20 protein-coding genes are annotated in these 18597 nt (G+C 68.4%); 12 read left to right on the top strand and 8 right to left on the bottom strand.

Annotation, left to right across the window (positions count from 1 at the left end; all coding sequences use genetic code 11):
• The 4 genes from BDIM_RS03580 to BDIM_RS03595 all read left to right on the top strand — a co-directional run.
• A partial coding sequence (locus BDIM_RS03580; RefSeq protein ID WP_040344674.1) for a sensor histidine kinase occupies nt 1–1054 on the top strand: 1054 nt, incomplete at its 5' end.
• A 10-nt stretch (nt 1055–1064) separates the two neighbouring features.
• A complete protein-coding gene (locus BDIM_RS03585; RefSeq protein ID WP_003164211.1) occupies nt 1065–1532 on the top strand; it encodes an HPr kinase/phosphorylase in 468 nt (155 codons plus the stop codon).
• A 77-nt stretch (nt 1533–1609) separates the two neighbouring features.
• Nucleotides 1610–2014: a PTS sugar transporter subunit IIA gene (locus tag BDIM_RS03590; RefSeq protein ID WP_003164212.1), complete on the top strand. Its 405-nt coding sequence runs from the start codon at nt 1610–1612 to the stop codon at nt 2012–2014.
• Nucleotides 2011–2298 (top strand): HPr family phosphocarrier protein, encoded by a 288-nt coding sequence (locus BDIM_RS03595; protein ID WP_040344675.1) that lies wholly within the window; start codon nt 2011–2013, stop codon nt 2296–2298. Before BDIM_RS03590 ends, BDIM_RS03595 begins: the two co-directional genes overlap by 4 nt.
• Here BDIM_RS03595 and mnhG read toward each other — a convergent pair.
• Genes mnhG through BDIM_RS03625 form a run of 6 tightly spaced genes read right to left on the bottom strand, consistent with a single transcriptional unit; the run spans nt 2258 to nt 8354 of the window.
• Nucleotides 2258–2692, bottom strand: coding sequence for a monovalent cation/H(+) antiporter subunit G (mnhG, locus tag BDIM_RS03600; RefSeq protein WP_003164214.1), 435 nt, complete (start codon nt 2690–2692; stop codon nt 2258–2260). The genes BDIM_RS03595 and mnhG overlap by 41 nt on opposite strands.
• Nucleotides 2689–2970 carry a K+/H+ antiporter subunit F gene (locus tag BDIM_RS03605; RefSeq protein ID WP_003164215.1) on the bottom strand — a complete coding sequence of 94 codons (282 nt, stop codon included), beginning with the start codon at nt 2968–2970 and terminating at the stop codon, nt 2689–2691. The genes mnhG and BDIM_RS03605 overlap by 4 nt, the downstream gene beginning before the upstream one ends.
• A complete protein-coding gene (locus tag BDIM_RS03610; protein WP_003164216.1) occupies nt 2967–3464 on the bottom strand; it encodes a Na+/H+ antiporter subunit E in 498 nt (165 codons plus the stop codon). The genes BDIM_RS03605 and BDIM_RS03610 overlap by 4 nt, the downstream gene beginning before the upstream one ends.
• On the bottom strand, nt 3461–5056 hold the full coding sequence (locus BDIM_RS03615; RefSeq protein WP_003164217.1) for a monovalent cation/H+ antiporter subunit D: 1596 nt from the start codon (nt 5054–5056) through the stop codon (nt 3461–3463). Before BDIM_RS03615 ends, BDIM_RS03610 begins: the two co-directional genes overlap by 4 nt.
• Complete coding sequence (locus BDIM_RS03620; protein ID WP_003164218.1) at nt 5053–5397, bottom strand: Na+/H+ antiporter subunit C; 345 nt, start codon at nt 5395–5397, stop codon at nt 5053–5055. Before BDIM_RS03620 ends, BDIM_RS03615 begins: the two co-directional genes overlap by 4 nt.
• Nucleotides 5394–8354, bottom strand: coding sequence for a monovalent cation/H+ antiporter subunit A (locus tag BDIM_RS03625; protein WP_003164219.1), 2961 nt, complete (start codon nt 8352–8354; stop codon nt 5394–5396). Before BDIM_RS03625 ends, BDIM_RS03620 begins: the two co-directional genes overlap by 4 nt.
• A gap of 214 nt (nt 8355–8568) precedes the next feature.
• Here BDIM_RS03625 and BDIM_RS03630 point away from each other — a divergent pair, with 214 nt between their 5' ends.
• Together BDIM_RS03630 and BDIM_RS03635 are read left to right on the top strand one after the other, a co-directional pair.
• Nucleotides 8569–10788 carry a TonB-dependent hemoglobin/transferrin/lactoferrin family receptor gene (locus tag BDIM_RS03630; protein WP_088491779.1) on the top strand — a complete coding sequence of 740 codons (2220 nt, stop codon included), beginning with the start codon at nt 8569–8571 and terminating at the stop codon, nt 10786–10788.
• Nucleotides 10789–10823: 35 nt separating this feature from the next.
• The gene (locus tag BDIM_RS03635) at nt 10824–11801 is read left to right on the top strand and encodes a DUF6607 family protein (RefSeq protein ID WP_040344676.1); all 978 of its coding nucleotides are present in this window, start codon (nt 10824–10826) and stop codon (nt 11799–11801) included.
• A gap of 67 nt (nt 11802–11868) precedes the next feature.
• Here the strand turns inward: BDIM_RS03635 and BDIM_RS03640 are convergent, their stop codons facing one another.
• Both BDIM_RS03640 and BDIM_RS17395 read right to left on the bottom strand, forming a co-directional pair.
• Nucleotides 11869–13356: a catalase gene (locus BDIM_RS03640; RefSeq protein WP_040344677.1), complete on the bottom strand. Its 1488-nt coding sequence runs from the start codon at nt 13354–13356 to the stop codon at nt 11869–11871.
• A gap of 232 nt (nt 13357–13588) precedes the next feature.
• Nucleotides 13589–13729, bottom strand: coding sequence for a hypothetical protein (locus BDIM_RS17395; protein ID WP_003164223.1), 141 nt, complete (start codon nt 13727–13729; stop codon nt 13589–13591).
• 252 nt (nt 13730–13981) lie between these two features.
• On the opposite strand from BDIM_RS17395, the gene BDIM_RS03645 reads away from it, so the two are divergent.
• The 6 genes from BDIM_RS03645 to BDIM_RS03670 form a co-directional block, all read left to right on the top strand.
• Nucleotides 13982–15148, top strand: a complete 1167-nt coding sequence (locus tag BDIM_RS03645) for a muconate/chloromuconate family cycloisomerase (RefSeq protein WP_172575521.1) — start codon at nt 13982–13984, stop codon at nt 15146–15148.
• 4 nt (nt 15149–15152) lie between these two features.
• Nucleotides 15153–15443: a muconolactone Delta-isomerase gene (catC, locus tag BDIM_RS03650; protein WP_003164225.1), complete on the top strand. Its 291-nt coding sequence runs from the start codon at nt 15153–15155 to the stop codon at nt 15441–15443.
• A 39-nt stretch (nt 15444–15482) separates the two neighbouring features.
• On the top strand, nt 15483–16376 hold the full coding sequence (locus tag BDIM_RS03655) for a dioxygenase family protein (protein WP_003164226.1): 894 nt from the start codon (nt 15483–15485) through the stop codon (nt 16374–16376).
• Nucleotides 16377–16385: 9 nt separating this feature from the next.
• A complete protein-coding gene (locus BDIM_RS03660; protein ID WP_211205963.1) occupies nt 16386–17108 on the top strand; it encodes a CoA transferase subunit A in 723 nt (240 codons plus the stop codon).
• A complete protein-coding gene (locus BDIM_RS03665; RefSeq protein ID WP_003164228.1) occupies nt 17105–17755 on the top strand; it encodes a 3-oxoacid CoA-transferase subunit B in 651 nt (216 codons plus the stop codon). Before BDIM_RS03660 ends, BDIM_RS03665 begins: the two co-directional genes overlap by 4 nt.
• A 49-nt stretch (nt 17756–17804) precedes the next feature.
• Nucleotides 17805–18597, top strand: a 793-nt coding sequence (locus BDIM_RS03670) for an acetyl-CoA C-acyltransferase (protein ID WP_040344678.1), incomplete at its 3' end; no start/stop codon positions are given.

The following is an 18597-nucleotide window of genomic DNA, read 5'->3' on the forward strand; positions in this document are numbered from 1 at the left end:
GGGCGAGCGCGTCGTCTCCGTCTCCCTGCCCGTGCGCCATGTGCAGCAGGTGCTGGGCGTGCTGACCCTGGAAGCCGGCGACGTCAACGCCACCCTGGACGCGCAACGCCGCGCCCTGATGCCTTTCGCCCTGGTGGCGTTGGCGGTGAACCTGCTGGCGTCGCTGGTGCTGCACCTGTTCGTGGCGCGGCCGGTGATGCGGCTGTCGGCGGCGGCGGATCAGGTGCGCCTGCAGCGCGCCCGCGCCATCTCCCTGCCCGACCTCGAGGACCGTCGCGACGAGATCGGCGACCTGGCCCGCGCGCTTGAATCCATGACCGACACCCTGTCGACGCGCATGGACGCCATCGAGCGGTTCGCCGCCGACGTCAGCCACGAGATCAAGAACCCCCTGACCTCGATCCGTTCGGCGCTGGAGACCCTGCCCCTGGTCAAGACCGATGAGCAGCGGGCCCGCCTGACCAATCTGCTGCAGCAGGACGTGCGGCGGCTGGATCGCCTGATCACCGACATCTCCAACGCCTCGCGCCTGGACGCCGAACTGTCGCGCGACCGCCCGCGCGCCATCGATCTGAAGGAACTGCTGGGCGACATCATCGGCGTCTATGAGGCCGGACAGAAGCCGGGCGAGCCCCCGGTGCGCTTCGTCTCGACCGCCGACAGCGCCCGCGTCATCGGCCGCGACATTCCTCTGGGGCAGGTGTTCCGCAACCTGATCGACAACGCCCGCTCCTTCAGCCCGCCCGACGGCGAAGTGCGGGTGAGCCTGGAGCGTGACGACAGCCAGCCCGACCTGCCCCTGCGCGTCCGCGTCGAGGACGACGGCCCCGGCATCCCGGCCGACAACCTGGAGACGGTGTTCGAGCGCTTCTACACCTCGCGGCCCAAGGGCACGGCCTTCGGCGCCAACTCAGGCCTAGGCCTGGCCATCGTGCGCCAGATCATCGACGCCCACGGCGGGCATGTCCACGCCGAGAACCGCACCGGCCCCGACGGCGCCGTGGTCGGCGCCCGCTTCGAGGTGCGGTTGCCGGCGACGGGCAAGCGCCCGTGATCCGACGCTCATGACCGCGTCGCGCCAGCCCCTGCACGCCACCGTCGTCGCCACCCGCCTCGAAGGCGCCTGGCGCGGCGTGCTGATCCGGGGACGATCCGGCGCGGGCAAGAGCGACCTGGCCCTGCGGCTGATGCAGAACGGCTGGCGGCTGGTCGGCGATGACTGGGTCGAGGTTTTCGCCTGCAAGGGCGCCCTCTACGCCGCCGCGCCCGCGACCATCGCCGGACGGATGGAGGTGCGGGGCCTGGGCGTCGTCAGCCGGCCTTTCCTGCCCCTGACGCGGATCGCCCTGTCGCTGCATCTAACCCATGAACCGGTCGAGCGGATGCCCGAAGCGGACCAGGACGTGATCGACGGAATCGCGATTCCGCGCCTGGTTCTGGACCCGCGTCCGGCCTCGGCGCCCCTGGTCGTGGCGGCGGCGATGGCGCTCGTCGCAAAGCGTCCGCTAGGGCGCGACGACGGCGCCCTTTGATCCGCGCCGCGATTGCCCTATGAAACGAGGCTTGTCGCTCGTCGAGGCGAGCTGGGGATGTCTTTGGTGAAGCCTATATGATCGGGCTGGTGATCGTCACCCACGGGGGCCTGGCCTCCGAATTCCTGTCGGCGATGGAGCACGTGGTGGGGCCGCAGCGCGGCGTCGCCGCCATCTGCATCGGCCCTGAAGACGACATGGAGCGGCGCCGCCGCGACATCGTCGACGCCGCCGCCGCCGTCGATGAAGGCGAGGGCGTCATCCTGCTGACCGACATGTTCGGCGGCACGCCGTCCAACCTGGCCATCTCGGTGATGGAGCAGACCGGCGCCGAGGTCATCGCCGGGTTGAACCTGCCCATGCTGATCAAGCTGGCCAGCGTGCGCGGCCGCGAGACGCTGGAGGCCTGCGTGGCCCACGCTCAGGATGCGGGCCGCAAATACATCTCGGTGGCGTCGTGGGTGCTGGCGGGCGAGAAATGAGCGACGTCGCCTCTTCCGCCCAGGCGGTGCTGAACATCTGCAACCAGCGCGGCCTGCACGCCCGCGCCTCGGCCAAGTTCGTCAAACTGGCCTCCGAGTTCGAATCCGAGATCCAGGTGACGCGCGACGGCGTGACCGTGGACGCCCGCTCGATCATGGGTCTGCTGATGCTGGGCGCCGGGATCGGCTGCGGCGTCGAGGTGAAGGCCGAGGGGCCGGACGCCGCCGAGGCCGTCGCCGCCCTTACCGACCTTGTGGCGCGTCGCTTCGACGAGGATCAATAGCCGTCAGGTCGGGCGGCGTGCGGACCACGCCGGCGCATTCGCCCTCCAGCGGCACCCGAACCCCTTCGCCGGAACGATCGGTCCGGTCGCGGAACAGGGCCGCGCGCGCCAGGATGATCAGCGTCACCGGCGTCGTCACCGTGAAGAAGACCGCCACCAGCAGCTCGACCGGCATGAACCGCCCCTCGGCCGCGGTGAAATAGACCACCGATCCGCCCAGGATCAGGAACATGCCCAGCGTCGCCCCCAGCGTAGGGGCGTGAACCCGCTCGTAGAAGGTCTTGAGCCGCACCAGGCCTAATGCGCCGATGAAGGTCAGGCCGGAACCGGCCAGCACCAGCGCCGCCGCCAGCAGCGCCGCCCAGGCCGGGACATTTGCGGGAAAGTCGCTCATTCGATCACCTCGCCGCGCATCAGGAATTTGGCCAGGGCGACCGAGGAGGTGAAGCCCAGCATGCCGATGATCACCGCCGCATAGAAATACAGATGGCTGCCCGTCCGCACCCCGAAGGCGACGATCAGCAGCATCCCCGCCTGATAGAGGGTGTCCAGGCCCAGGATGCGGTCCTGGGCGCGCGGCCCCTTGGCGATGCGCCAGACGCCGATCAGGGCCGCACCGGCCAGGAACAGCTGCGCCAGAACCAGCGCCCAGTAGAAGACGGCGCCGCTCATTCGAAGATCTCCATCAGGCGGCGCTCATAGCGGTTCTTAATGCGGTCCTCCCAGTCGTCGCCCTCCCGCAGGTCGAGGATGTGCAGCAGGAGCACGCCCGTCGCGTCCTCATACTCGACCCAGATGGTGCCCGGCGTGCTGGTGATGATCACCGCCAGCACAGCCAGGCCGTAGCGGTCGCGCATCTCCAGCGGAATATGGACAAAGCCCGAGACGCGGCTGTCGCGCGAGGCGTTCAGCCCCAGCACGACCAGGGCGACCTCCCAGTTCGACCGGATGATGTCGCGCATCACCACCACGGCGAAGCTCAGCAGGGTCAGCGGCTTTCTGACGCGAACCGGTTCGACCTCCAGAGCGCGCATGATGTGGGGCGCGGCCAGGGCCATCAGCAGGGCCAGCGCCAGGGACGGCGGCGCGGCCGACCCGCTGAGCAACAGCGAGGCCCCGAACAGGGCCAGCGACAGGATGGGGTGCGGCAGGACCGCCCGGATCATGAGCCGCCTCCCAGCACTGCGCGGACATAGGCGTCGGGCCGCACCAGCCAGTCGGCCGTGTGGTCGGCGTAGGCGAAGCCCGCCTCGCCGAAGATCGCCAGGAAGATGCAGGCCGCCAGCAGGCCCGCGATGGCCACGCCCTCGGCGGCGCCGACCACGACCGCCGGCTCGGCGTCGTCGTCCCGCGCCCACAGGGCCGCCATGCCCAGGCGGGTCAGCCCGATCAGGGCGCCCAGCGACGCCAGGGACAAGGCCGCGATCACCGTGTAGCCCGCCCAGCCGCCGACGCCCGACAGGGCGTCCATCATCGCCAGCTTGCCGATGAAGCCCGCCAGCGGCGGCAGGCCCGCGATCATCAGGGTCGAGATCAGGAAGGCGCCGCCCAGGGCCGCCACGGCCGCCGGGATGACGAGACCGGGCTCGTTGCGCTCTTCGTCGTCAAAGGGGTCGATATATTCATCCTCGAACACGGCGCGGCCCGAACGCGCGCCGGGATCCTGGCCCCGGTTCAGCACCTCGGCCAGCATGAACAGGGCGCCGCAGGCCAGGGTCGAGCCGACCAGGTAGAAGACCGCTCCGCCCAGGACATCGGCGTTGCCGATGCCGACGGCCGCCAGCACCGTGCCCGACGAGACGATGACGGCGTAGGCGGCGGCGATCGACAGGTCGCGCGCGGCGATCATCCCGGCGGTGCCGAAGCCGATGGTCGCCAGCCCGCCCAGCAGAATCCACAACTGACCGAATCCGGCCGAGGCGCCGCTGTCCGGCGCGAACAGCAGGAAGCTGAGGCGGATGATCACATAGGCGCCGACCTTGGACAGGATGGCGAAGACGGCCGCCGCCGGGGCGCTGGCCGCCGAATAGGTGGTGGTCAGCCAGAAGCCCAGCGGCCACATGGCGCACTTGGTCAGGAAGGCCACGCCCAGGACGGCCGCGCCGACGTGGAACAGGCCCCGGTCCGCCTCGGCGATCTGGGGGATGCGCACGGCCAGATCGGCCATGTTGAGCGTGCCGGTCACGCCGTAGATCAGGCTGACCCCGATCAGGAACAGCATGGAGGCCGTCAGGTTGACGGCGATATAGGCCAGGCCCGCCCGGATGCGCGCCTCGCCCGACCCATGCAGCGCCAGGCCGTAGGAGGCCGCCAGCATGATCTCGAAGAAGACGAAGAGGTTGAACAGGTCGCCCGTCAGGAAGGCCCCGTTGACCCCCATGACCAGCAGCAGGAACAGGGCGTGGAAACGCGGCCCCGCCCGGTCCCAGCGCGCCAGGGCGAAGATCATGGAGCAGGCGCCCAGGACGCTGGTCAGGGCCACCATCAGGGTCGACAGACGGTCCGCCACCAGGACGACGCCGAACGGCGCCGGCCAGTCGCCCAGTTGATAGACGCGGGCGGTGTCGCCCCCGCCCGTCGCCCCGGTCGCGCTCTCGTGCAGCAGGGCCAGGGCCATGGCCAGGATGGCCGCCATGGCGAACAGGCTGAGGCCGCCCTTCAGCAGGCGGCGGCGCTCGTCGAACAGCAGCATGGCCGCGGCGATGACCATGGGCAGGACGATCGGCCCGATGATCAGATGTTCCTGCCAGTCGGTCATTCGGGCGCCTCCTGGCCGTCGACATGGTCGCTGCCGGTCTCGCCGCGCGAGGCCAGCAGCACCACCAGGAACAGGGCCGTCAGGGCGAAGCTGATGACGATGGCCGTCAGCACCAGGGCCTGGGGCGTCGGATCGGCGTAGAGGGCCGGGTCTTCCGCGCCCTTGCTGGTGATCGGCGGCGCGGCCGAACGCAGCCGCCCCATGGAGAAGATGAACAGGTTGACCGCATAGGAAACCAACGACAGGCCGATGATGACCTGGAAGGTTCGCGGGCGCAGCATCAGCCACACGCCCGAACCGGTCAGGACGCCGATGGCCAGGGCCAGGACGATCTGGGTCATTGCGCCCCTCCCTTCTGCTCGGCCTCGGCTTCCGCTTCGGCCTCAGCTTCCTCAATGCGCGCGCGGCGCAGCGACTGGTGAGCCAGGGCGACCAGCACCAGCACCGTGGCGCCGACCACCAGCACCACCACGCCCAGGTCGAACAGGACGGCGCTGGCCAGCGGCACGCGGCCCAGCAGCGGCAGATCGGCGTACTGGAAATAGGTGGTCAAGAAGGGCTGATCGAAGATCCAGCCCACCGCCCCGCTGAGCGCGGCCAGCAGCAGGCCGACGCCGATCCAGATGATCGGGCGGATCTCCAGCCGCTCCTCCACCCAGCGGGCGCCGGACGACATGTATTGCAGGATGAAGGCGATCGACAGCGCCACCCCCGCCGCGAAGCCGCCGCCGGGCAGGTCATGCCCGCGCAAGAACAGGTGCACGGCCAGCAGGATGATGAAGGGGAACAGCCAGCGCATCACCACGCCGGGGATCAGCATGGTGTCGCTGAGAGTGTCGCCCTCGGTGCGGCCTTCGCGGGCGCGATCCGAGGCGTCCTGCACCCGCTTCTGCATCGGCTGGGACAGGCTGTCGCTGGCCGGGCGGAAACGACGCAACAGGGCCAGCACCGTCAGGCCGACGACGCCCAGGACGGTGATCTCGCCGAAGGTGTCGAAGGCGCGGAAGTCGACCAGGATGACGTTGACGACGTTGCGGCCGCCCGCCTCCTCATAGGCCTTCTCGACGAAGAATCGCGACACGCCCTCCACCGGCGGGCGCACCATGACGGCCCAGGCGATCAGGGCCACGCCGGCGCCGGCGCAGACGGCGATCCCCCGGTCGAGACGACGACGCCAGCGCGCGCGGCGCTGCTCGGACTCGGGCACATGGATCTCAGCCAGCCGCTTGGGCAGCCAGCGCAGGCCCAGCAGCAGCAGCACCGTCGTCACCACCTCGACCACTAGCTGGGTCAGGGCCAGATCGGGCGCCGACAGCCAGACGAACGTCAGACAGCTGGCCAGACCGGCCCCGCCCATCAGGATGACGGCGGCCAGGCGGTGATATTTGGCCTGCCAGGCGGCGGCCAGGGCGCAGGCCCCGCCCGCCAGCCACAGGGCGGCGAAGGCCAGGTTGTGCGCCTGGGGAACGCGGAACTCGGGCCAGGTCAGCACGAAGCCGCCCGCCGCCGCCACAGCCGCCGACAGCAGGGCCGTCAGCAGGATCAGGCGCAGTTGCGGCTGCAGGCGCTGCGCGCCCAGCCAGCGCACGATCCACTGCGACAGGTCCATCAGGATGACCTGAGACCGCTCGAACAGATAGCCGCCGTTGAGCCGCTTCATGCCCCAGGGGCCGCCGCGCGGATTGGCGTTCAGCGCCTTGCCGAACACGGCGTAGAGGCCGATCCCGCCCGCCATGGCGATGACGCTGAGCAGCAGCGGCAGGTTGAAGCCGTGCCAAAGGGCCAGGCTGTAATAGGGCAGATCGAAGCCCAGCATGGTCACGGCGGCGCTGCGCAGGAAGGGACCGACGGTGACGGCGGGAAAGACGCCGACCAGCAGACACAGGGCCACCAGCACCTCGATCGGACGCCGCATCCAGCCCGGCGGCTCGTGCGGGACGCGATCCAGCTCGGTCGGCGGCGGGCCGAAGAAGGTCGTATGGATGAAGCGCAGCGAATAGAGGACGCTGAAGGCGCTCGCCAGGGTCGCCAGCACCGGCAGGGCCTGGTTCAGCGCCGAGGTCTGGGTGCTGGCCAGGGCCTCGGCCAGGAACATCTCCTTGGACAGGAAGCCGTTCAGCAGGGGCACGCCCGCCATGGCGGCTGCGGCGACCATGGCCAGGGTGGCGGTGATCGGCATGAAGCGGATCAGGCCGCTGAGCTTGCGCATGTCGCGCGAGCCGGCCTCGTGGTCGATGATGCCCGCCGCCATGAACAGCGAGGCCTTGAAGGTGGCGTGGTTGATGGTGTGGAAGATGGCGGCGATGGCGCCCAGGTCCGACCCCAGGCCCAGCAGCAGACAAATCAGGCCCAGGTGGCTGATGGTCGAATAGGCCAACAGGCCCTTCAGGTCGTGCTGGAAGATGGCGCACCAGGCGCCGACCAGCAGGGTCGTCAGGCCCAGGCCGCCGACCACGAAATACCACATCTCGGTCTCGCCGAAGACGGGCCAGAACCGCATCAGCAGGAAGACGCCGGCCTTCACCATGGTCGCCGAGTGCAGATAGGCGCTGACCGGCGTGGGCGCCGCCATGGCGCGCGGCAGCCAGATGTGGAACGGGAACTGGGCGCTCTTGGTCAGGGCGCCGATCAGGATCAGACCCAGGGCGACCGGGTACATCGGGCTGGCCAAGATGACGTCGCGCGCGCCGATGACGGCGTCCAGCTCATAGCTGCCGACGATGCGCCCGATCAGGATCATGCCGACCAGCAGGGCCACGCCGCCCGTGGCGGTGATGGTCAGGGCCATGCGCGCGCCCTCGCGCGCCGAGGCGTTCTGGTGCCAGTAGCCGATCAGCAGGAAGGAGAAGAGGCTGGTCAGCTCCCAGAAGACGACCAGCTGGATCAGATTGCCCGACAGCACCACGCCCTGCATGGCGCCCATGAAGGCCAGCAGGAAGGAGAAGAAGCGCGGCACCGGATCCTTCGGCGACATGTAGTAGCGCGCATACAGGACCACGAGCGCGCCGATCCCCAAGATCAGGGCGCTGAACAGCCAGGACAGGCCGTCCAGGCGAATGGTCAGATTGACCCCCAGCGACGGCAACCAGGCCAGGGTCAGCTTCAGCACCTCCCCGTCCTGGAACCTAGGCCAGAGCACCGCCAGACAGCCGACGCTGATCAGGGCGATGATCCACGACAGGACGGCCGCAGAGGTCCGTGCGTGACGCGGCAGACCCGAGGCGATCATGGCCCCGATGAAGGGCAGGAGCAGGATGACGAGCAGGAGGAAGCTGGCGGGCACGGGCGTGTCGATCATCTCCGAAAGATTTTGGGACGGCGTCCGAAAGGCTGCGGATCGCGCCTCATCGTTCTGCCAGAGTTTTTCCTAAGGGAAATGACGCGCTTGCGTCAAAGCGACGAGTTGGCGCGATTGTGACCGTAGCAGGAGCGATTAGGACGCAAAAAGACTAAGATTGATTCTGATAATCGTTCGCACTAAAGCGAGCCCAGTTTCAACCGGGGTTTCGCCGATGCGCTCGCTACTCATGATTTCCGTCGGGCTGACCGCCCTCGCCGCCGCCGCTCCCGCCATCGCCGCGCCCGCCGTCGAGGACCATGCGATCGATCTGAACGAGCCCGTGCGCGTGGCGCCGGTCACCGTCGTCGGCACCCGCACCGAACGCCGCGTCGATGAGGTGCCCGCCAGCGTCAGCGTCATCACCGCCGAGGCGATCGAGACCAACCTCGTCACCGACATCAAGGATCTGATCCGGTTCGAGCCGGGCGTCAGCGTCCCGACCAGCCCCGCCCGTTTTTCGGCCGCCCTCTCGGGCGCCGGGCGCGACGGCAATTCCGGCTTCACCATCCGCGGCATGGGCGGCAACCGCGTGCTGATCGTTCAGGACGGCGTGCGCGTGCCGGACGGCTTCGCCTTCGGCGCCCAGTCGGTCGGTCGCGGCGGCTATAACGACCTGGATCTGGTCAAGTCGGTCGAGATCCTGCGCGGTCCGGCCTCGGCCCTCTATGGGTCGGACGGCATCGCCGGCGCCGTCAGCTTCACCTCGAAAGACCCGTCCGACTTCATCGAGGCGGGCCGCAACTTCGGCGCCCGTGCGCGCGTCGGCTACAACTCCGCTGACGAGGGCTGGACCGAGGGCCTGGCCCTGGCCGGGCGCAGCGGCGCCTTCTCGGGCCTGCTGGCCTACACCCGCCGTGACGCTCAGGAGACCGAGAACATGGCCGAGACGGGCGGCGTGGGCGCGGCCCGCACCCAGCCCAACCCCCAGGACTTCGCCTCCAACGCCGTGCTGGCCAAGCTGGTCTGGGACGTGAACGATCATCACACCCTGCGCCTGACCTACGACCACTTCGATCAGGAGATGGATGGCGAGGCGCTGAGCAGCTACTCGGCCACTGTCGTCGGCCTGACCGCTCATGACGAGACCCAGCGTGATCGCGTCAGCCTCGACTGGCGTTTCGATGACGTTCTGGGTCTCGATTCCGGCTCTGTGGCCGCCTTCTGGCAGGATTCGACCACGCGCCAGTTCACCTATGAAGACCGCACGCCTGCGGTCGACCGCACCCGTGACGTGACGTTCGACAACGCCGTCTGGGGCCTGGCGGCGCAGGGGTCCAAGAGCTTAGGCGGCGAGGCCGTCCGTCACCGGATCACCGTCGGCGCCGACTGGTCGCGCACGACCCAGGAAGGCGTCCGCGACGGCACGGTCCCGCCGATGGGCGAGCCCTTCCCCGCTCGCCCCTTCCCCAAGACCGAGTTCGACCTGGCGGGCCTGTTCATTCAGGACGAGATCGACCTGCTGGGCGGCCGCCTCAGCATCATCCCGGCCCTTCGCTACGACTGGTATGAGCTGACGCCCAAGAAGGACGCCCTCTTCCCCGCCGCCGCCGAGAAGCAGAGCGACAGCCGCCTGTCGCCCAAGATCGGCGCCATCTACTGGGCCGACGATCACTTCGGCGTCTTCGCCAACTACGCCCAGGGCTTCAAGGCGCCCTCGCCGATGCAGGTGAACAACTTCTTCGCCAACCCGGTGTTCGGCTATGAGTCCATCCCCAACCCGGACCTGAAGCCCGAGACCAGCGAGAGCATCGAGGGCGGCTTCCGCTTCCGTAACCTGGACCTCTTCGGCGGGAGCCTGTCGCTGCAGACGACGGCCTTCCGCACGGAATACGACGACTTCATCAACCAGGTGGTGGTGCGCGGCACGGGCCGTCCCGGCGTCGATCCGCTGATCTATCAGTACGTCAACCTGACCACGGTGAAGATCTGGGGTCTGGAAGCGCGCGGCGACATTCATTGGGACAACGGCTTCTCGACCATCGTCGCCGCCTCCTTCGCCGACGGCGAACAGGAGACGGAGGGCGAGCGCGGCGCCCTGACCAGCGTCGATCCGATCAAGCTGGTCGGCGGCCTGAACTACGCCGCGCCTTCGGGCGTCTGGGGCGGGAGCGCCACCGTCACCTGGTCGGACAAGAAGTCGAACCACGAGTGCGGCGGCGGCCTGTGCTGGCCGGGCGAGCGCTTCACCCTGCTGGATGTCACCGCCTATTGGAACGTGGCCGAGCGGGCCACCCTGCGCGCCGGCGTCTTCAACGTCTTCGACGAGAAATACGCCTGGTGGAGCGACGTGCGCGGCCTGAACCGCCCCGCCGTCGGCGCCAGCCCCGGAACCCTGGACGCCTTCACCCAGCCGGGACGCAACGTCGGCGTTTCGCTGAGCGTGCGCCTGTGACGGACTTGAAATCACCCGCCGCCAAGGAGCCTTCCATGCGCGCCATCCTGATCGCCGCCGCCCTGTTGACCGGGGCGGCGCCCGCCGCCCTCGCCACGGCAGCCTCCGCCCAGACGGCGCAGGCCGCCGCGCCTGCCCGCAGCCCCCAGTTCGAGCGCGACCGCCAGTCCATCCTGGCCCAGGCGGGCGAGTTCCGCGTCCACTTCGACATGCGCGAAAACGTCAGCTTCGTCGCGAACTACGACCCGCTGGAAGAGCAGCTGTCCAGCGGCACCGAAATCGTCCGCGTCGTCTATGACCACAGCGACCGCATCAGCCTGCAGCACATCCTGGTGATGGAGCACGGCGGCAAGAGCATCGTCGTCAAACACTGGCGCCAGGACTGGACCTATCAGCCGCAGAGCGTCCTGACCTATGTCGGCGACAACACCTGGCGCACCTCGCCCGTGCCCGCCGCCGAGCGTGAGGGCGCCTGGTCGCAGACCGTGTGGCAGACAGACGATTCCCCGCGCTATGGCGGCGTCGGCCGCTGGAGCTATGAGAACGGGCTGAGCGCCTGGACCTCCGGCCCGACCTGGCGGCCGCTGGCCCGCCGCGACGCGGTGCGCAACCCGGTCTACGACCGCTATCTGGGCGTCAACCGCCACATCCTGAAACACGACGGCTGGGTCCACATCCAGGACAATATGAAGCTGTCGGGCAAGGACGGCGGCGAGCCGGTCGCCATCGTCCAGGAAGACGTCATCAACAGCTATGACGCCTCCACCGCCTTCTCGCCCAAGGCGGGCGACGACTACTGGGCGGCGACGAAGTGTTACTGGGCGGCCGTGCGCGACGCCTGGGACGCAATCATCGCCCGCGACGGCGGCGTCCGCGTCGCAGAGGAAGCCGAGACCGGCGCCATCACCGCCCCGCCCCTGATGAAGCTGGCCGATCAGGTCCAGGCCGGCGAACTGACCACCGAGGCGGCCGTCGCCCAGGCCCGCGTCCTGATCGAGGCGACCGCCCGCTGACGCAAAACGCCCCCCGCTCCGGCAAGGGAACGGGGGGCGCTTCAATTCAGGCCTTGGATGTCAGGCGTCAGCCTTCGCCCATGCCCTCGGCCGGGCGCGGGGCGCCGCCCGCCCGCACCGCCGCCTCGATACGGCCGCCGACGTCCGGGTCGATGCTCTTCCAATAGTCGAAAGCGCGCTCCAGCACCGGGGAACGCACGCCGCCCAGCAGGCTGCCCGCCACCTGATCGACCAACTGGGCGCGCTGGTCGTCGTTGAACACCTCGCGCACCAGAATACCCGGCTGGGTGAAGTCGTCGTCCTCGGCGTGCAGCGTATAGGCGCTGCGGACCAGTTCGCCGTCGGCCTCCCAGCCGTCATGAACCGGGCCGGTCTCGTCCGACCAGATGCGGCCGCCGCTGTTGGGCGCATAGACCGGCTGGGCGCCCGAGTGGTGATAGGCCATATGCCCGTCGAACATATAGGTGTTCACCGGAACCTTGGGCTGGTTCACCGGCAGCTGGTGGAAGTTGGTCCCGATGCGGTTCCGCTGGGCGTCGTTATAGGCGAAGGCCCGGCCCAGCAGCATCTTGTCCGGCGACAGGCCGATGCCGGGCACGGTGTTGCCGGGCGAGAAGGCCGCCTGTTCGATCTGGGCGAAGAAGTTCTCCGGATTGCGGTTCAGCGTCATCACGCCGACCGGGATCAGCGGATAGTCCTTGTGCGACCAGGTCTTGGTCAGGTCGAAGGGGTTGAACCGATAGGTCGCCGCCTCGGCGTAGGGCATGACCTGAACCGACAGATCCCAGACCGGATGCTCGCCGCGCGCGATGGCGTCGAACAGGTCGCGGCGGTGGAAGTCGGCGTCGGCGCCCGACATGGCGGCGGCCTCGGCGTTGGAGAAGAAGGCCATGCCCTGGCGGGTATGGAAGTGGTACTTGACCCAGAATTTCTCGCCCGCGGCGTTGATCCACATATAGGTGTGCGAGCCGTAGCCGTTCATCTGACGCCAGGTGCGCGGCAGGCCCCGCACGCCCATCAGATAGGTCACCTGGTGCGCCGACTCGGGATTGTTGGTCCAGAAGTCCCACTGCATGTGGTTGTCGCGCAGCCCGGAGTCGGGCAGCCGCTTCTGGCTGCGGATGAAGTGGGGGAACTTCATCGGATCGCGCACGAAGAAGACCGGGGTGTTGTTGCCGACCAGGTCGTAGTTGCCCTCGTCCGTATAGAATTTCAGCGAGAAGCCGCGCACGTCGCGCCAGGTGTCGGGGCTGCCTTGCTCGCCCGCCACGGTCGAGAAGCGCGCCAGCATTTCGGTCTTCGCGCCGGGCTGGAACAGCGAGGCCTTCGTATAGGCCGAGACGTCGTGCGTGGTTTCGAACACGCCGAACGCGCCCGAGCCCTTGGCATGGGGCTGGCGCTCGGGAACCTTCTCGCGGTTGAAGTGCGCCATCTGCTCCAGGAAGTGCACGTCGTGCAGCACCACGGGCCCGTTCGGCCCGACGGTAAGCGAGTTCCGATCACTGACCGCCGGAGCGCCTGCGCCCGTCGTGGAGCCTGATTTCTGTTGGGTCATCGCCTGTCTCCTCTGCCGCCCGCCGCGTCACCCACAGCCGAGCTTGGCTTATGAGATGGACCAGAGGCGTGAAATTGCAACCGTCCCTGTCGCTGAAAAGACAACTGCTCTGACGGGTCGGTAAAGCGCCCATGACGGCGCAGCCGATCTCGCCGGATCAAGCTCCGGGTCAGCGATCTCAGCAGGCGACATCTGGCAGAACGACCTTAGGCCCCAGCCGTTCCGGCCAGCGTCACAGCAGGCGGTGCGCGGCCTGGAGCGCCTCGGCGGCCTGCGCCTGGCCGGGGACGACTGCAATCAGAACCGCCGTCGCCAGCGCCAAACCCGCAATCGTCAGAGGCGCGATCGCCCGTGGTGAAATAGCGAACTTCATGCCCGTCAGCCCCGTCTGCGATGACGCTGAAAACTAGGGCGGCTCCATGATGATCCGCGCACATTTCCACGGCGGTCCGGCCAAGTTTCAGCGACAGAAGTTTGGCGGAACATCGCTCGACAGATGATTGCTCGGGACGCAGAGCCGCGCCGCTTGATGCCTTTTCAGCATCAATTCTGAACAAATCGGCATTTTGGGTCATGACACACGCCTCCTAAGGTCGGTCTCAACAGAGAACGCGGAGACGACAGGGTGCAGGCATCAGCGATTGAACGGGTGGAGACGATCGTCCTCGACGTGCCGACCATCCGGCCGCACGTCCTGTCGGTCGCCACCATGCAGTCGCAGACCGTGGTCCTGGTGCGCCTGCGCTGCGCCGACGGGATCGAGGGGATCGGCGAAGGCACCACCATCGGCGGCCTGACCTACGGCGGCGAAAGCCCCGAAGGGATCAAGCTGGCGATCGACGCCTATTTCACGCCGCTGCTGATCGGCGCCGACACCACCCGCCCGGCCGTCATCATGGATCGCCTGCGCCGCTCGATCATCGACAACCGCTTCGCCAAGAACGCCGTCGAGACCGCCTTGCTGGACATTCAGGGCAAGCGCCTGGGCGTGCCGGTCAGCGAACTGCTGGGCGGGCGCATCCGCGACCGACTGCCGGTGCTGTGGACCTTGGCCAGCGGCGACACCGCCCAGGACATCGCCGAGGCCGAAGCCATGATCGCGTCGGGCCGCCACGCCGCCTTCAAGCTGAAGATCGGCAAGCGCCCGGTGCAGGACGACGTGGCCCACGTCGCGGCGATCAAGCGCGCCCTGGGCGACCGGGCCAGCATCCGCGTCGACGTCAACCAGGCCTGGAGCGAGGCCGCCGCCAAGCGCGCCCTGCCCCTGTTGGTCGAGGCGGGCGTCGATCTGGTCGAGCAGCCGATCCGCGCCCATGCGACGGCGGGCATGGCGCGGCTGACGGCGATGGGCCTGATCCCCATCATGGCCGACGAAGCCCTGCACGGTCCCGAGAGCGGCTACGCCCTGGCCTGCGGTCAGGCGGCCGACGTCTTCGCCCTGAAGATCGCCCAGGCCGGCGGCCTGACCGAGGCCAAGCGTCTGGCGGGCGTCGCCCAGTCTGCGGGCGTCGCCCTTTACGGCGGCACCATGCTGGAAGGGCCGGTCGGCACCATCGCCTCGGCCCAGTTGTTCGCCACCCTGCCCGAGATCGAGTTCGGCACCGAACTGTTCGGCCCCCTGCTGCTGACCGAGGAACTGCTGGTCGAGCCGCTGCACTACGCCGACGGCTGCCTGAGCGTGCCCAGCGGGCCGGGTCTGGGCGTTCAGTTGAACGAGGACGCCATTGCGGCGCTCCGCCGCGATCGAGATTCCCGGACCTCGGTCATCACGCCCAAACTGGTTGCGGGGTAAGACGATGCTGTTTCATGTGACCATGGATGTGCGCATTCCGCACGACGCCGACCCGGCGAAGATCGACCGGCTGAAGGCCGAGGAAAAGGCCCGCGCCCAGGATCTGCAGCGTCAGGGAATCTGGCGCCACCTGTGGCGCGTCGCGGGGCGATACAGCAACGTCAGCGTCTTCGACGTCGCCGACGCCCAGACGCTGCATGACCTTCTCAGCACCCTGCCGCTGTTTCCCTACATGGACGTCCAGGTCACCGTCCTGTGCCGCCATCCGTCATCGATCCACGAGGACGATCGCTAAGAGCCCACAAGGGCCAACACTATTGGAGAGGAAGAAGACATGACCGAAGATTTCGTCGCCACGCCCGAGGTTCAACAGCTTCTCGACCGCGCCAGCGGCATGACCGTCGAGGGCGGCGATCCCCGATTGAAATCCATCACCCGCGACGTGATCGAGGCCCTGATGCGCGTCATCGCCAAGCATGACGTCAGCGAGGACGAGTTCTGGGGCGCGATCAAATTCTTCCAGGACGGCGCCCAGGAGTTCGGCCTGATCGTGCCGGGCACGGGTCTTGAGCACTTCATGGACCTGTTCCTCGACGCCAAGGACGCCGAGGCGGGCCGCACCGGCGGCACCCCGCGCACCATCGAAGGCCCCCTCTATGTCGAGGGCGCGCCGCTGGTCGAAGGCGAGAACGTCAACCTGACGGACGACGCCGACGACACCGAGACCCTCTATATGACCGGCAACATCGTCGGTCCCGACGGCGAGGCCCCGGCCGACGCCATCCTTCACGTCTGGCACGCCAATTCGAAGGGCTTCTATTCCCACTTCGACCCGACCGGCGAGCAGACCCCGTTCAACAACCGCCGCCGCATCAAGGTCGGCGCGGACGGCCGCTACTACTTCAGCTCCAAGATCCCCAGCGGCTATTCGGTGCCGCCGAACGGCGCGACCGATCGGATGCTGAAGGCCATCGGCCGCCACGGCAACCGCCCGGCCCACGTCCACTTCTTCGTCGAGGCGCCCGGTTATCGTTCGCTGACGACCCAGATCAACTTCGGCGACGATCCGTTCGCGGCCGACGACTTCGCCTTCGCCACGCGCGACGGCCTGCTGCCGGTGCCGCAGCGTCAGGGCGACAGCGCCTATGTCGCCTTCGACTTCACCCTGCAGCGCGCCGCTGACAAGGCGGACGAGCACCTGTCCGGCCGCGCCCGCGCGGCGGCCTGATCGAAAGACCTGCGGTTCGTGTCCAAGATTTTCGCTTCTCCCCGCGCCGCGCTCGAGGGCCTGTTGTTCGACGGCATGACCATCATGTCCGGCGGCTTCGGGCTCTCGGGCAACCCTGAGAGCCTGATCCCCGAGATCAGGGCTTCCGGGGTCGGCGGGCTGACCGTCATCTCCAACAATGCAGGCGCCGACGGCTTCGGCCTGTGGATGCTGCTGGAGAGCCGTCAGGTGAAGAAGATGATCTCCAGCTACGTCGGCGAGAACAAGCTGTTCGAGCAGCAGTATCTGTCCGGCGAGCTGGAGCTGGAACTGAACCCGCAGGGCACCCTGGCCGAACGCATCCGGGCGGGGGGCGCAGGCATCCCCGCCTTCTATACCCGCACCGGCGTCGGCACCGTCGTCGCCGAGGGCAAGCCCGTCGAGACCTTCGAGGGCGAAGACTATGTGCGCGAGACCTGGCTGCGCGCCGATCTGTCGATCATCAAGGCCTGGCGGGCCGATCCGGCCGGGAACCTGATGTTCCGCAAGACGGCGCGCAACTTCAATCCGAACATGGCGACCGCCGGAAAGACCATCGTGGTCGAAGTCGAGGAGATCGTCCCCGAAGGCGCCCTCGATCCCGACGCCATCCACACGCCGGGCATCTATGTCGACCGCATCGTCCTCAGCACCATCAATGAAAAGCGCATCGAGAAGCTGACGACCCGTCCGCGCGAGGAGGCCTTGTCATGAGCTGGACCCGCGACGAGATGGCCGCCCGCGCCGGACAGGAACTGCGCGACGGCTACTATGTGAATCTGGGCATCGGCATTCCGACGCTGGTCGCCAACCATGTGCCCGAAGGCGTCCGGGTCACGCTGCAAAGCGAGAACGGCCTGCTCGGCATCGGTCCCTTCCCGTTCGAGGGCGAGGCGGACCCCGATCTGATCAACGCCGGCAAGCAGACGGTGACGGTGCTGCCGACGTCCAGCTTCTTCTCCTCGGCCGACAGCTTCGCCATGATCCGCGGCGGCCATATCGACATGGCCGTGCTGGGGGCGATGGAGGTCGCCGCCAACGGCGATCTCGCCAACTGGACCATCCCCGGCAAGATGGTGAAGGGCATGGGCGGCGCCATGGATCTGGTCGCCGGCGTCAAGCGGATCGTCGTGGTGATGGACCACGTCGCTAAGGACGGCTCGCCCAAGATTCTGGAGCAATGCGCCCTGCCCCTGACCGGTCGGAAGGTCGTGGATCTGATCATCACCGATCTGGGCGTCATCGCCGTCGACCGCAAACAGGGCGGCCTGACGCTGATCGAGACCGCCCCCGGCGTCACGGTCGAGGAGATCACGGCCAGGACCGGCGCCCCGCTGGCCATCGCGGCGGCGGTGGCATGACCGCCCTCATGCAGGGAGCCGCCGCGCGGCGAGCGATAGGGCAAGCCATATGACCGAGGCCTTCATCTGCGACGCCGTCCGCACCCCGGTCGGACGGCTGAACGGCGGGCTGTCAGCGGTGCGCGCCGATGATCTGGCGGCGATCCCGCTGCGGGCGCTGGCCGAACGCAACGCCACGCTGGACTGGAGCGCCGTCGAGGACGTCATCCTGGGCTGCGCCAATCAGTCGGGCGAGGACAACCGCAACGTGGCGCGCATGGCCGTGCTGCTGGCGGGCCTGCCCGAGACCGTGCCGGGATCGACGATCAACCGCCTGTGCGGCTCGGGCCTCAACGCCGTGGGGCTGGCGGCGCAGGCCATCCGCGCGGGCGAGGCCGAGCTGGTGATCGCGGGCGGCGCCGAGAGCATGACCCGCGCCCCCTATGTCATGGGCAAGGCCGCGACCGCCTTCGACCGCGCCCAGACGATCGAAGACACGACGATGGGCTGGCGCTTCATCAACCCGGCCCTGCGCGCCGCCTATGGCGTGGATACGATGCCCCAAACGGCCGAGAACGTCGCCGAACAATGGGGCGTCAGTCGTGAGGCGCAGGACGCCTTCGCCCTGGACAGCCAGACCAAGGCCGCCTCCGCCCTGGCCTCGGGCCGGTTCGACGCCGAGATCACGCCCGTCTCCGTGCCCCAGCGACGCGGCGACCCCGTCGTCTTCACCGTGGACGAGCATCCGCGCGCCACCTCGCTGAACGCCCTCGCCAAGCTGAAACCGGTCGTGCGGCCGGACGGGACAGTGACGGCGGGCAACGCCTCGGGCCTCAATGACGGCGCGGCGGCGATGATCGTCG

This window comes from Brevundimonas diminuta ATCC 11568 (assembly GCF_000204035.1).
In the GTDB taxonomy this organism is placed as follows: Bacteria; Pseudomonadota; Alphaproteobacteria; order Caulobacterales; family Caulobacteraceae; genus Brevundimonas; species Brevundimonas diminuta.